Annotated in this window: 13 protein-coding genes; 10 read left to right on the forward strand and 3 right to left on the reverse strand. The window is 47.5% G+C overall.

The window, feature by feature from the left end; all coding sequences use genetic code 11:
• Positions 1–56: 56 nt before the first annotated feature.
• Positions 57–2,021 (reverse strand): sodium-translocating pyrophosphatase, encoded by a 1,965-nt coding sequence (locus LC508_RS00910; protein WP_033141173.1) that lies wholly within the window; start codon positions 2,019–2,021, stop codon positions 57–59.
• A gap of 301 nt (positions 2,022–2,322) precedes the next feature.
• Here LC508_RS00910 and LC508_RS00915 point away from each other — a divergent pair, with 301 nt between their 5' ends.
• The 9 genes from LC508_RS00915 to xerD all read left to right on the forward strand — a co-directional run bounded on the left by LC508_RS00915 (position 2,323) and on the right by xerD (position 11,280).
• Positions 2,323–3,090, forward strand: a complete 768-nt coding sequence (locus LC508_RS00915) for an ABC transporter ATP-binding protein (protein ID WP_033141172.1) — start codon at positions 2,323–2,325, stop codon at positions 3,088–3,090.
• A complete protein-coding gene (locus tag LC508_RS00920) occupies positions 3,080–5,080 on the forward strand; it encodes an ABC transporter permease (protein WP_033141171.1) in 2,001 nt (666 codons plus the stop codon). The genes LC508_RS00915 and LC508_RS00920 overlap by 11 nt, the downstream gene beginning before the upstream one ends.
• A gap of 87 nt (positions 5,081–5,167) precedes the next feature.
• Positions 5,168–5,353 carry a hypothetical protein gene (locus LC508_RS00925; RefSeq protein ID WP_033141170.1) on the forward strand — a complete coding sequence of 62 codons (186 nt, stop codon included), beginning with the start codon at positions 5,168–5,170 and terminating at the stop codon, positions 5,351–5,353.
• Positions 5,354–5,365: 12 nt separating this feature from the next.
• Entirely contained in the window at positions 5,366–5,623 is a 258-nt protein-coding gene (locus tag LC508_RS00930; protein ID WP_033141169.1) for a spore coat protein, read from the forward strand.
• Positions 5,624–5,978: 355 nt separating this feature from the next.
• The gene (recA, locus tag LC508_RS00935) at positions 5,979–7,118 is read left to right on the forward strand and encodes a recombinase RecA (RefSeq protein ID WP_103732330.1); all 1,140 of its coding nucleotides are present in this window, start codon (positions 5,979–5,981) and stop codon (positions 7,116–7,118) included.
• A complete protein-coding gene (locus LC508_RS00940) occupies positions 7,118–7,729 on the forward strand; it encodes a regulatory protein RecX (protein WP_103732329.1) in 612 nt (203 codons plus the stop codon). The genes recA and LC508_RS00940 overlap by 1 nt, the downstream gene beginning before the upstream one ends.
• A gap of 128 nt (positions 7,730–7,857) precedes the next feature.
• Positions 7,858–9,417, forward strand: coding sequence for a ribonuclease Y (gene rny / locus LC508_RS00945; protein ID WP_033141166.1), 1,560 nt, complete (start codon positions 7,858–7,860; stop codon positions 9,415–9,417).
• 193 nt (positions 9,418–9,610) lie between these two features.
• A complete protein-coding gene (locus LC508_RS00950; protein WP_033141165.1) occupies positions 9,611–10,180 on the forward strand; it encodes a stage II sporulation protein M in 570 nt (189 codons plus the stop codon).
• A gap of 215 nt (positions 10,181–10,395) precedes the next feature.
• Entirely contained in the window at positions 10,396–11,280 is an 885-nt protein-coding gene (xerD, locus tag LC508_RS00955; RefSeq protein WP_033141164.1) for a site-specific tyrosine recombinase XerD, read from the forward strand.
• A 146-nt stretch (positions 11,281–11,426) separates the two neighbouring features.
• Here the strand turns inward: xerD and LC508_RS00960 are convergent, their stop codons facing one another.
• Complete coding sequence (locus LC508_RS00960; RefSeq protein ID WP_033141163.1) at positions 11,427–12,458, reverse strand: 3-deoxy-7-phosphoheptulonate synthase; 1,032 nt, start codon at positions 12,456–12,458, stop codon at positions 11,427–11,429.
• Between the two features lie 244 nt (positions 12,459–12,702).
• Positions 12,703–14,034 carry a polysaccharide biosynthesis protein gene (locus tag LC508_RS00965; RefSeq protein WP_033141162.1) on the reverse strand — a complete coding sequence of 444 codons (1,332 nt, stop codon included), beginning with the start codon at positions 14,032–14,034 and terminating at the stop codon, positions 12,703–12,705.
• A gap of 162 nt (positions 14,035–14,196) precedes the next feature.
• Here LC508_RS00965 and LC508_RS00970 point away from each other — a divergent pair, with 162 nt between their 5' ends.
• Positions 14,197–14,652: an RrF2 family transcriptional regulator gene (locus LC508_RS00970; protein WP_033141180.1), complete on the forward strand. Its 456-nt coding sequence runs from the start codon at positions 14,197–14,199 to the stop codon at positions 14,650–14,652.
• Positions 14,653–14,654: the final 2 nt, after the last annotated feature.

The raw sequence follows: 14,654 nt of genomic DNA on the forward strand, positions 1-14,654 counted from the left end.
AATATCAACCGTGGAAACTTCTTTTTTCTACCGCTTTCACTGTCCCTTATATCACATCAAAGAAACAAAGGCGTAAACACCACCGCCACAATCGTCATCAACTTAATCAAAATATTGATCGAAGGCCCCGAAGTATCCTTAAACGGATCCCCCACTGTATCACCGACAACCGCCGCCTTATGCGCCTCGCTGCCCTTACCGCCGTGAGCCCCCTCCTCAATAAACTTCTTGGCATTATCCCATGCCCCGCCGGAATTTGCCATAAAAACAGCCATCAGCACTCCTGTGACCAATGCCCCGGCCAATAACCCGCCAAGCGCTGCCGGCCCCAGAACCAGCCCCACAAACAGTGGAGCCACAACAGCCATAATACCTGGAACCAGCATCTCTCTTAACGCTGCCTGGGTAGAAATCTGCACGCAGGAAGAGTAATCCGGCTTCCCTGTCCCTTCCATAATACCCGGAATCGTCTTAAACTGCCTCCGCACCTCCTCGATCATTTTATTTGCCGCCTTGGAAACAGAATCCATGGTAAGCGCAGAGAATAAAAACGGCAGCATACCGCCAATAAACAGCCCCACAATAACCTGCGGATTCAGAATATCGATGGTATCCAGATTCACCGCCTCCGCGTAAGACACAAACAATGCCAAAGCCGTTAACGCCGCGGAGCCAATGGCAAATCCTTTGCCCATGGCAGCAGTGGTATTTCCCACAGAATCCAGCTTATCCGTAATATTCCGTACAGATTCATCAAGCCCTGCCATCTCCGCGATACCGCCTGCATTATCCGCAATCGGCCCATAGGCATCGATGGCGATGGTGATACCGGCTGTGGAAAGCATTCCCACTGCGGAAAGAGCAATCCCGTACAGTCCGCTGAAATGATAAGCAGCCAGGATTCCGACAGCAATAAAAAGGATCGGGAGCATAGTGGAACGCATACCCACAGACAGTCCGCTGATAATAGTAGTGGCAGCACCTGTCTCAGACTGGGATGCAATCTTCTGAACCGGCTTAAAATCCCCGGAAGTATAATACTCTGTGGTGATACCGATCAGCAGTCCCACGATCAGTCCGCTGATAATGGCGACAGCCGCCTTAAAATTTCCAAAGAACATATGACTTAACACAAGGGAGAGCACCAGTACCACTACACTGGAACCGTAAGTTCCTACCTTCAGTGCCTTGCCGGGGTCTGCGCTGCTGCTGGCTTTCACCAGGAAAGTGCCAGCCATGGAAGCCAGAATCCCCACACCTGCCAGCACCAGCGGGAATACGGCACCGGAACCCTGAAAATAGATCAGCCCCAGCGTGATGGCAGATACCAGGGAACCCACATAAGATTCAAACAGGTCAGCCCCCATACCGGCCACATCACCTACATTGTCACCTACATTATCGGCAATAACAGCCGGATTTCTGGGGTCATCCTCAGGAATCCCCGCCTCCACCTTTCCAACCAGATCGGCGCCCACATCAGCCGCTTTTGTATAGATACCGCCGCCCACACGGGCAAAAAGCGCGATAGAGGAAGCGCCCAGGCCGAAACCGGAGATGATTCCGGCATCCTTTGTCACAAGATAAACCAGGCTGACACCCAGAAGGCCCAGGCCGGTTACACACATACCCATAACAGAACCGCCTGAGAAGGCAATAGAAAGTGCCTGTTTCATGCCGGATTCCTTTGCAGCGCCTGCTGTGCGCACATTGGCCTTTGTGGCAACCTGCATGCCGCAGTAGCCGGATACGGAGGAGAAGACCGCTCCCATAAGAAACGCGGCTGCAGTCATCCAGCTTTTCAGAGCGATACCTAAAATCAGGAAGAACACCACAACGAAAATGATCAGTATCTTGTACTCAGCCGTTAAAAAAGCCTGTGCCCCCTCATGAATGTAGGAGGCGATCTCCTTCATCCTGTCATTTCCGGCCTGCTGTTTTTTTATGGTGCAGGTCAGAAAGAAGGCGAAGAGAAGTCCCAGTATCCCTATAACAGGGACGAGATAAAGCAGTTGTTCCATAATATAATTCCCTTCCTTTCCCTGTGAGGACATTTGGCTGCGCAGGGGTGCGGAGGAGTTTCACCCGGCGTGGACGTTTGTCCTGTCACAAATAAGTTTTGTAATATCATTATATAACAAATATGTCGAAAATACATAAAAAAACTTAAAAAAACATGACATTTTTCAGTAAATCGCTAATTTTTATCAAAAACGCATGGAAAACCTTACAAATCTGAAAGATAAATGTAAGTCAAATCGATGGGATGGATTTTTAAACGGTTGTATGATAGAATCATCAATCAAGGAAGGAGTTACCATCATGAATACAGTATTGGAAGTAGCGAATGTGGAAAAATATTATGGAAATAAAAGTAACCTGACAAAAGCCCTGGACGGAATCAGCTTTTCTGTGGAGGAGGGTGAATTTGTGGGGATCATGGGAGCGTCGGGAAGCGGTAAGACAACACTGCTCAACTGTGTCTCTACGATTGACCGTGTGACCAGCGGAAAGATCATCGTCAATGATATAGATGTGACAAGACTCAGGGGAAATCACCTTAATCAGTTCAGAAGAGAGGAGCTGGGTTTTATTTTCCAGGATTTCAACCTTCTGGATACATTGACCGCCTATGAGAATATTTCCCTGGCACTCACGATTCAGCGCATCAGCCCGGCGAAAATCCATAAGTCGGTAAAAGAGATCGCAGATAAGCTGGGAATTGAGGACATTTTAGAGAAATATCCCTATCAGATGTCAGGAGGCCAGAAGCAGCGTGTGGCCTGCGCAAGAGCCATGATAACAAATCCGCAGATCGTAATGGCCGATGAGCCCACAGGCGCTCTGGATTCCAAGTCTGCCAGGATGCTGCTGGAGAGCTTCCAGTATCTGAACCAACAGATGGCTGCCACGATCCTTATGGTCACGCACGACGCCTTTACCGCCAGTTATGCCAACAGGATTCTGTTTATCAAGGACGGAAAGCTGTTCAATGAACTGGTAAGGGGAAGGGACACGAGAAAAGAATTTTTCAACCGCATCATCGAGGTGGTTACTCTCCTGGGAGGTGAGCTGAACGATGTTATTTAAGCTTTCGGTCAAGAATATCAGAAAGAGCCTGAAGGACTATGCTATCTATTTCATGACACTGATACTGGGGGTTGCCATTTTTTATATTTTCAACTCCCTGGATTCCCAGCAGGCCATGACGGATCTGTCCTCCTCCACAAAAGAGATCATACGGCTCATGATCACCATGTTAGGCGGGGTCTCCGTGTTTGTTTCCTGTATCCTGGCGTTTCTCATCGTTTACGCCAACAATTTCCTGATCAGGAGAAGGAAAAAAGAATTTGGGGTATATATGACACTGGGAATGGGAAAAGGGCAGATATCCAGGATCCTTGTGGGAGAGACCTTTCTCATCGGTCTTCTGTCCCTGGCAGTTGGACTGTTCATCGGCGTTTTGGGAGCGCAGTTCATGTCCGTGCTGGTGGTGAAAATGTTTGAGGTGGATATGGAGTCCTATGTCTTCGTATTTTCCAAAACGGCCTTCTTCAAAACGATTTTATACTTTGGGATCATGTACCTGGCTGTCCTGGTCTTCAATACTGTCAGCATCTCAAAATGCAGCCTCATAGACCTTTTATCTGCCGGGAAGAAGACAGAGCAGATCAAAATGAAAAAGCCGGCAGTCTGCATACTGCTGTTCCTTGCTTCCGCTGCGCTTCTGGGAGTGCTCTACTATCTGGTAGCTGTTACACCGGATAAGCTGGATACCGGTTCCTACGGGATCATCATTTTACTGGGCTGCCTGGCTACATTCCTGATCTTCTGGTCTCTGTCAGGATTTCTTCTGCACATGGTGAAGCGGAATAAAAAATATTATCTGAAGGATTTAAACGCTTTTGTTCTCAGACAGATCAACAGCAAGGTCAATACCACGGTGTTTGCCATGACAGTCATCTGCATTATGCTTTTTATGACGATCACAGTGCTGTCAAGCGGTCTCGGAATAAACCACTCTTTCCGGGTATCTTTAGAGGAAATGACTCCGGTGGATGTGAATACGGAATATATGCCGCCTGAAGGGGAGAGCGCAGGGATTTCTGTTTCGGATAAACTGCAGGAGGAAGGATTTGACCTTACTGCTTTTCAGGATGACTATGTGGATATGGGTATCTATGCCACAGACCAGCTCACCATGGGCATGACTATTGGGGAAAACATAGACGAGGTGACAAAGAATTTTATGTTCCTTGACGCGAATCTGCCGGAGGACATTGTAAAACTGTCAGATTACAACCGCCTTGCAAAGCTTTACGGCAGGGAACAGTATGAGCTTGGGGATGGGGAATATCTGGTGCTCTGCAATATAGATGATGTGAAACTGCAGAGAGACAAAATGCTGAAAAAGGGGGAGAAGATCCGGCTGGACGGCGTGTCCTATTCACCCAGATACGAGGAATGCCAGGACGGTTTTCTCATGATGATGACCAACCGTATTAATCCGGGAATCTATATACTTCCGGACCATGCGGTAAAGGAAGCCTGGAGGACAGGCGGATTTCTGGCAGCCAATTATGCCGTGCAGGATAAAAAGGGCGTGGAGGAGACAGATATCAAGATCAACGCTGTGCGAAGAGAGAGCGGAATTTACAGCAATACCAGGACAGATATTGTGTCTGCCAGCATGGGGCTTTCCACGATCATTACATTTGTAGCCATATACCTGGGAATCATATTCCTGATCTCAGGGGCAGCCATTCTGGCCCTGAAAGAGCTTTCGGAGAGTTCAGACAACCGTGAACGGTATGATGTGCTGCGCAAGATCGGTGCGGATGAGAGCATGATAAACCGCTCCCTGTTCAAACAAATTGGGATATTTTTCCTCATGCCGCTCAGTTTGGCAGTGGTGCATTCCGTCTTTGGTCTGCAGTTTGTTAGGAAGATGATGATCACCATAGGAGAAGTGAACCGTTTCGGCTCCATTGTCACCACAGCGGCCGTTCTGCTGGTTATTTACGGCGGATATTTCCTCACCACATATCTGGGCAGCAAACGAATTATTCAGGGAAAATGAGAATAAGAAAAACCCGGACCTGCCATACTATTTCTGTAGACAAAACGGTGTTAGAACCACCAAAAACAGAAATAGGAGGAAAATGTCATGACAGAACTTTCAGTACTTGACTTACAGAATCTGCGCCATCTGATCGGCGGATTTGAGACTACCCACTGCAAAATGCAGGACTATGCACACGAGGCACAGGACCCACAGGTGAAACAGTTCTTCCAGAAGGCTGCACAGTCAGCTATGGAGAGCAAACAGCAGCTTATGCAGTATTTACAGTAGGAGGTAGGAAAAATGACAGATAAGACAATGGTAGTAGATACCCTGGTTGGTATCAACGGTGAACTGGTACACTATGGTGAAATGATTCCCCAGACAGAAAATGCCCAGTTAAAACAGGCTTTAAAACAGATGAGAAACCAGAGTGAAATGTCACAGGAAGAGATCTATCAGATCGCCAGAGCAAAGAGCTATTACGTTCCCGCTGCGAAAGCGACACCGGAAGAGATTTCTCATGTAAAAAGCGTACTGACACAGTTATCTGCACAGTAGACACTTCTCACACACCGCTGGCCTGCCGGGCACGGAGTAAACAGCAGTGCACAGGGACATCGGAACACATCCGGTGTCCTTTTTTTCTTGACAAATCCCGCCAGATGCTACATACTGAACACATACCGTCAAAGGCAGCTCTGCCTTTTTTATCTGTTCAAGCAGCATTCCGCTGCGCCGGTATTCCCATAGAAAAAGAACGCGCAGAAAGGGTGTGATGCGTATTGCAGGCAGGAAAATAACAGTTGACAAGGAACGAAAAGTGTACTATTATGATAACAGCAATACGAACATAAGTTCGTAGAAATGACAGAAGAAGAAATTATTGAGATGAATCGAATAAAGGAGATTTCAAATGGTCAAAGAAGATAAATTAAAAGCCCTGGATGCGGCCCTGGGACAGATTGAGAAGCAGTTTGGTAAAGGCTCTGTTATGAAACTAGGCGATTCCTCTGTACATATGAATGTGGAGACAGTACCTACAGGTTCTCTCAGCCTTGACATTGCACTGGGTCTGGGAGGCATCCCGAAAGGAAGGATCGTAGAGGTCTACGGTCCGGAATCCAGCGGTAAGACCACCGTGGCGCTGCATATGGTGGCTGAGGTACAGAAAAGAGGCGGAATTGCCGGATTTATTGATGCAGAGCATGCTCTGGACCCGGTATATGCCAAGCATATCGGCGTGGATGTGGACAATCTCTATATTTCACAGCCGGATAACGGGGAGCAGGCCCTGGAGATCACAGAGACTATGGTGCGTTCCGGTGCTGTGGACATTGTGATCGTGGACTCTGTTGCGGCTCTGGTTCCGAGAGCGGAGATCGAGGGTGATATGGGTGATTCCCATGTGGGTCTGCAGGCGCGTCTGATGTCACAGGCTCTCCGTAAACTGACGGCTGTCATCAGCAAATCCAACTGTATCGTTATCTTTATCAATCAGCTCCGTGAGAAAGTCGGAGTTATGTTCGGCAACCCGGAGACCACCACAGGCGGCCGTGCCCTGAAGTTTTATTCCTCCATCCGTCTGGATGTCAGAAGGATTGAAGCTCTGAAGCAGGCCGGAGAGATCGTTGGAAACCGTACCAGGATCAAGGTAGTTAAGAATAAGATCGCGCCTCCTTTTAAAGAGGCAGAGTTTGATATCATGTTCGGCCAGGGAATCTCCAAAGCCGGTGATATCCTGGATCTGGCAGCAGATCTGGGCATTATCAATAAAAGCGGCGCATGGTATGCATATAAGGACGGAAAGATCGGCCAGGGACGTGAAAATGCAAAACAGTACCTGAAAGAAAATCCGGACGTGGCAGCAGAAGTGGAAGCAAAAGTCAGGGAACACTACGGACTTGTTGAGGGAAATACAGAAGAAGAAGACAAGAAAGGTGCAAAAGAGGAGAAAAAGGCTGACGCCAAAGCCTCTGACACAAAAGCACCGGATATGAAGGCCGCGGAGGCACCTGCAGCGCAGGGTGCGAAAAAGGAAAATGGGGTTGTATAATGCTTGTCACAAAAATACAGGCTGTAACAAAACAAAAATACAGGATTGAACTTGACGGACAGCCCGCCTTTGTTATTTACAAAGGCGAGCTGTCTCGCTATGGAATAAAAGAAGGACAGGAGATTCCAGGACCGGTTTATCAGGAGCTTGTGGGACAGGTTCTCACCAAACGGGCCAAACTGCGCGCCATGCACCTTTTGGAGAGCATGGACCGGACCAGGGCGGAGCTTGAGAGAAAACTGCAGGCAGGTGAGTACCCCAGGGAAGCTGTGGAAGCGGCACTTGCGTATGTGGAATCTTTTGGATATCTGGATGACAGAAGATATGCCCGGCATTATGTGGAATGTAAAAAAGAGGGCAGAGGAAAAGCAAGGCTGAAGATGGAGCTGGCCCAAAAAGGTGTAGACAGAAGCATCATAGAGGAGGTTCTGGAGGAGGCGGAGCTGGATGACTCCAGGGACACGATCCGGGAACTGGTAAGGAAGAGAAGAAGGGGCAGCGGCCCCATGGATGACAGAGAACGGCAGAGAATTTACGGCTATTTAATGAGAAAAGGTTTTTCCTCCTCTGATATTTTGTCCGTATTAAAAGAAAAAGAGGATTTTTGCTGAAAAATCTTGGACAGATTTCACATACTTGTCTTTTAGAAAAATAGGTTTTATGTTGACTTTTCAGTAAAAACAGTATAAAATTAAACTGTTGTATTTGTACAATGAAAACTAAATAAGGAGGTGCTCCTGTGGCAATCTATGTAATAGTTGCAATTGTTGCTGTGGTAATCACGCTGCTGATTGCAGTTCCTGTTACAGCCAACATTTCAGTTAAGAAAAAAACTGAAAAAGATGCTGAGACGATCGGAACGGCAGAAGTAAAAGCAAGAAGCATTATAGATGAAGCATTGAAATCTGCGGAAACGAAGAAACGTGAAGCTCTCTTAGAAGCAAAAGAAGAAAATCTCCGTACTAAAAATGAGTTGGAGAAAGAGACAAAAGAGAGACGGGCAGAACTTCAGAAGTATGAGAAGCGTGTTTTATCCAGAGAAGAAGCAGTGGACAAGAAGGCTGATGCCCTGGAAAAACGAGAAGCAGATTATACAGCAAAAGAAGCCGAGCTAAAAAAGAAAGAAAAGAAAGTCGATGAATTACATGACCAGAGAGTACAAGAGCTGGAGAGAATTTCCGGCCTGACCTCCGAACAAGCAAAAGATTATTTGTTAAAAACTGTTGAGGACGAAGTAAAAATTGACACTGCCAAGCTCTACAAGGAATTGGAGAGCAAAGCAAAAGAGGAAGCCGATAAGAAGGCCAAGGAATACGTGGTGACAGCCATTCAGAAATGTGCGGCAGACCATGTATCGGAAGCTACAATTTCCGTTGTACAGCTTCCAAGCGATGAAATGAAGGGCCGTATTATCGGTAGGGAAGGACGCAATATCCGAACTTTGGAAACACTTACGGGCGTAGATCTCATTATTGACGATACCCCGGAAGCAGTCGTATTGTCCGGTTTCGATCCGATCCGGCGTGAAGTAGCACGTATTGCGCTGGAAAAACTGATTGTGGACGGAAGAATTCATCCGGCCAGAATCGAAGAGATGGTGGAAAAGGCACAAAAAGAAGTAGAGACCATGATGAGAGAAGAAGGTGAATCCGCAGCCCTGGAAGTTGGCGTACACGGTATTCATCCGGAATTGATCCGTCTGCTGGGACGTATGAAATTCCGCTCCAGTTACGGCCAGAATGCTTTAAAGCATTCTATTGAGGTGGCACAGCTTGCCGGCCTTTTGGCGGGTGAAGTTGGGACAGACATTCGCATGGCTAAACGTGCAGGTCTGTTACATGACATCGGAAAATCCATCGATCATGAAGTAGAAGGTTCCCATATTCAGATCGGTGCTGACTTATGTAGAAAATATAAAGAGTCCCAGGTGGTAATAAATGCCGTGGAATCCCATCATGGAGACACGGAACCCACATCACTGGTGGCTTGCATTGTACAGGCTGCTGACGCGATCAGCGCGGCAAGACCTGGTGCTAGAAGAGAAACTTTAGAAACATATACCAACAGATTAAAACAATTAGAAGACATAACAAACTCTTTCAAAGGAGTGGACAAATCTTTTGCTATTCAGGCAGGTAGGGAAATTCGAGTGATGGTAGTACCGGAACACGTAACAGATTCCGATATGGTACTGCTGGCACGGAATATTTCAAAACAGATTGAAGCTGAACTGGAGTATCCGGGACAGATCAAGGTTAATGTGATTCGGGAGAGCCGCGTAGTAGATTACGCAAAGTAGGCTGGACCGGGAAAGATGTGCAGAATGCTGCGATGATATTTTATATATCACTGCAGATTCTGCACTTTTTTATTGCAGAGAAAGATGGCTGCAGGGCCTGTTTACCCGGGAGCAGCGGCGGAAGAAAAAAGATGTGACAGACAGGAGCGTACTAATCGCAGGGGGCAGGGCATAGAATATATAGGGTGAGATTATGAAAAAATATTTGAATGTGTTTTTCCTCCTGTACTTAGGAGGATTTGTAGTGGGGGTGCTTTGTTGTAATTTTTTGAGGAGTTATGCGGGGTATCAGACCAGTCTGCTGGGGGTCTATCTGGCAGACAGGGCGGCGGGAAGTGTTTCCGGGAGCGGGATCTTTCTGCGGTTGTTTGAGAGAAGAGGTGTCTGGTTTTTGTTGTATCTGATCAGCGGGGTGACGCCTTTTGGGATTCCGCTGGTGCTTGGGGGACTGCTTTGGCTGGGGTTTCTGGGCGGGAATCTGCTGACTGTGTTTTTGATGGAATATGGGATTCGCGGAATCGGGGCCGCGCTTGCCTGCTTTTTTCCTCAGGGGCTTTTTTATGTGCCCTCTGTGCTGCTGTTTTTCTTCTTCATTGTGCAGATGAGCCAGAAGTATTGGGGGAAGGGTATTCGGGTGAAGGCGGACTACAGGGCATACCTTTTTTTTATGACCGGGATTGGTATCTTATTCCTGCTGGCTCTTTTTATGGAAAGTTATGTCAACCAAAATGTGCTGAGTTTTGTAATTGAGAGGTTTTTATAAAAAATTAACAAAATATTAACAATTTCAAATTTACCACATCTGGTAGACATAAATAGAGCTTTTTCGATATGTTGTGGAAATGTAAAAAAAGCCTGAAAAACAAGAAAAACTTTGGAAAAATCCGTTTGCTTTTTCTATGGAAGTTGATATATAATTTCATTATGATTTGGAAAGGTATGGCCTTTTACAATTAACTTAACGAGGGATAATCATACATGAAGTGCGAGATTGAAGAGTTTATAGCCTATTTACATAACACCAAAGGCACTTCCAAAAATACAGAAGTATCCTATGAGCGGGATTTGCGAAAGATGGATCAGTTTCTGAGGAACGAAGGAGTGGACAGGGTTCAGGATGTGACTGCCACGAATCTGAATTCTTATGAGATGTATTTGGAGCGGGAGAAGTTCGCTGCTTCCACCATTTCCAGGAGTATCGCGTCTATGCGCGCTTTTTTTCAGTATTGCTGCCAGCAGGGAATGCTTTCGGAGAATCCGGCAGACATATTGAAGGCGCCTAAGATCGAAAAGAAGATGCCTGGGATTCTTACTGTAGAAGAAGTCGATTTGTTGTTGAACCAGCCAAAGGAAAATACAGCCAAGGGTGTCCGGGATAAAGCCATGCTGGAGCTTTTATATGCCACAGGAATCCGGGTCAGTGAGCTGATCGGACTGAAGCTGGAGAATATAAATTTAAAACTGGGATACATCACCTGCGAGGCCAGCGAGAAGGAGAGGGTAATACCTTTCGGAAACGCGGCGAAGAAGGCGGTGAAGGAGTATCTGGAGCAGGCAAGGGAGGAGCTTTTAAGCCATAAGGAAAGCGACTGCCTCTTTGTTAATTGTTCCGGAAAACCTATGAGCCGGCAGGGATTCTGGAAGGTGCTGAAGACCTATGCCTCTTCTGCCGGGATTCAGCAGGATATCACACCACATACGCTGCGGCATTCCTTTGCAGCCCATCTGGTGCAGAACGGTGCGGATCTGAAAAGTGTACAGGAAATGCTGGGACATTCTGATATATCCACCACCCAGATTTATCTGAATATGAATGTGAATAAAATCAGGGATGTGTATCTGAAAGCGCATCCGAGAAAATAGAGGACCTGAAAAGATATGAGTTTTCGGGTTCTTTCTTTTTGGCAGGAGAAACAGGAAAGGCATTTGCCTCCGAGTGTGATGTTCGGAAGCAAATGCCTTTTGTTTTTGAACATCGGAAAGTTCAAAAAGCGTGGCTTTCCGATAATTTAACACAGTTCCGCGATGGTATAGAGGAGTTTCTCTGTCTCCTCCCAGCCAAGGCAGGGGTCTGTGATGGATTTTCCATAGATATGGTCAGGGCCGATCTTCTGGCAGCCGGATACCAGGTAGCTTTCAATCATGACACCTTTTACCAAATGGCGGATATCACGGGATACCAGGCGGCTGTGCAGCACTTCTTTGACAATGCGGACCTGCTGTTCGTATTTTTTGCCGGAGTTGGCATGGTTGGCGTCAATGATGACTGCCGGATTTTCCAGGTCACGGTCATTGTACATTTCCAGAAGAAGCTGCAGATCCTCGTAGTGATAGTTGGGCAGGGTATTGCCGTGTTTGTTCACAGCACCGCGCAGGATGGTGTGGGTGAGGGGATTGCCCTCTGTCTTGACTTCCCATCCTCTGGAGATGAAGTCATGTCCCTGCTGTGCGGCAACCACGGAGTTGAGCATAACAGAGAAGTCCCCGCTGGTGGGATTTTTCATACCCACAGGAACGTCAAGGCCGCTTACCATGAGACGGTGCTCCTGGTTCTCCACAGAACGCGCTCCGATCGCCACGTAGGAGAGCAGGTCAGATAAGTAGTGGTAGTTGTCCGGGTACAGCATTTCATCCGCGGAGCTGAGCCCTGTCTCCTGCAGGGAACGGATGTGCATGTGGCGGATGGCCAGAATGCCTGCCAGTACGTCCGGCTTTGCCTCAGGGTCCGGCTGGTGGAGCATGCCCTTATAGCCCTCCCCTGTAGTACGCGGTTTGTTGGTGTATATACGCGGAACCAGCACCAGACGGTCTTCCACTTTATCCTGAAGCTTTGCAAGGCGGTTGGTGTAGTCACATACAGAATCTTCATTGTCTGCAGAACAGGGGCCGATGATGACAAGGAATTTGTCGGAAGCACCTGTGATGACATCGCTGATCATTTTGTCTCTTTTAGCTTTTATCTGTTTCAACTCTTCGGACACGGGTGCCTGTGCTTTGATCTCATCCGGAGAGGGAAGCTGTTTTACGAATTTGAAACTCATAATTATCTCCTTTGTTTGACTTTCCAGAGCGTGTTTGAAAATTTATTCCGGCAGTCTGTACGCCGCACATCTTGCCGAAAGCAATTTTCAAACACGTTCTAGTTGATTATTATAATACAAAACTTTCCGGTTGTCGACAGTTTTGGGTAATTTTTTGCTTTAAAGCGTCTAAGCGGTAAAGATTAGAACTGCATGGTACGGGAGTCTGGGGGGGATCTTTTCCCGGGTGCGAAAAGCACCGGGTTTATTCACCCGGCGCTGTTTTCATGTAATCTTTTAAGAAAAATAAAGTGAGGAGCGTGATTGCCAATTCACTGATCAAAAGCCCCCACAGATACCCCAGAATACCGAAACGCGGAATCACGAAAAAAACAAAGAGCAGGCGGATGGAGAGGCCTAACAGGTTCTGGGCAAAGTATTTTCCCGTCTCCCCCAGACCGTTTAAGATTCCGCTCAGCGTGCTGGAGAGATACAGGCAGGGGCAGATAAAGGAAAGCGTTTTGATAAAAGTCCCTGCGAACTCATTTTTGAATAAAAACAGCCCCAGAAAATCACCGGAAAAATAAAAAAAGGCGGTGGAGAGGAAACCCAGCAGCAGGCAGTAGCGGGTGGTGGTAAAAATGCTTCTCCGTATATTCTTATAATTCCCCACTGCCTGGTCCTGTGCCACAGAGGGCAGAAGCATGGCTGAGACAGCGTTGGTGATCGCGGAGGGAAACAGTATGAGCGGCAGTGCCATACCGTTTAACACCCCGTAGATGGAGAGTGCGGAGGCGCTGTCCATGCCGAAAAGCCGCAGATGCCCGGGGATCAGCACAGACTCCATACTGTGCAGGATATTGATAAAGAGCCGGTTTCCTGTAAGGGGCAGAGACAAAGACACAATGTCCTTTAAATCCTTACCCGGCGCATGGATATTGCTGATTTGGTAATGATACTTTCTGTAATCCCACAGAATGAACAACAGAGAGAACAGCATGGAGACCAGTTCCCCCGCGAAAAGCCCCACAACAGCCAGCATGGGTGTGAGCGGATGCCCTTCCCCGGTCCACACCAGGTAGAGAAGGTAGGTTGCGCTCATGCGCGCTGTCTGCTCCACAAGCTGCGACCAGGCCGGGATTCCTGTCTTCTTCCTGGCCAGATAGTAGCCGTAGGCACAGGAATGAAAAGTTCCCATGGGAATTGACAGGGAGGAGACACGGAGCAGGTCTGTACACTGTTCCTCCAGCAGGATATGTACGGCAAACCAGGAGGCATGTCGGTACAGCAAAAAGGTGACGGCAAAAGATATGGCCATGGACAGGGAAGTGGCGATGAGAAAAATATCACGGGCGCCCTGTTCATCCTTTAAAGCTACCCGGGCAGCCACGAAGCGGGAGATCGCGGTCTGGATTCCTCCGACTGTCAGTGCAAAACAGAGGGTGTGGATGGGAAAGATAAGCTGGTAGATACCCATCCCCTGTGCACCAATTGTCTGCGACAGGAATATTCTATAGAGAAACCCAAGGATTTTTGTAAGGAAACCAGCCAGGGTCAGGATGAGTGTTCCTTTCAGCAAAATATGTTTGTTATCCATAAGAAGTCCTTTATAGTCACTATCCGCAGAGAGAGCAATAGTAACTTTTATAGCCTTTTTCACAATATATTCCAAAAAGTATCTTGACAGAACAGGATAAGAATGATATTCTACAATCAAATCCGAGTAAAACAGTCGGAATTTGAAAAGGATGGTGATGATTTGAAATTATCAACCAAAGGAAGGTACGGCTTGAGAGCTTTGATCGATTTGGCTTTATACAGCGAATCTGAGGCTGTTTCCATACAGAGCATTGCCACACGCCAGAACATTTCTGACAGTTATCTGGAACAGCTGGTGCGCAAGTTAAAGAGTGCCGGGTTGGTAGTGAGCGTCCGCGGTGCACAGGGCGGATATAAGCTTGCCAGACCTGCCGGTGAGATATCCGTAGGGGATGTCCTTCGGGCGCTGGAGGGCAGTCTGGATGCCGTTACCTGTAATGGAGGAGGAGAACATAGCTGCCAGGGTGCGGATTTGTGCGTCACCCGCTATGTATGGCAGCGTATCAATAATAGTATAAAAGAAACTGTAGATTCCATCATGCTGGATCAGCTCGTAGAGGAAAGCCGCAGGATGCGGGATAAGGGGCAGATTCAGGTGCAAAAATGTGACAATTAGGA

This window comes from Blautia parvula (assembly GCF_020215665.1).
Taxonomy (GTDB): Bacteria; Bacillota; Clostridia; order Lachnospirales; family Lachnospiraceae; genus Blautia; species Blautia celeris.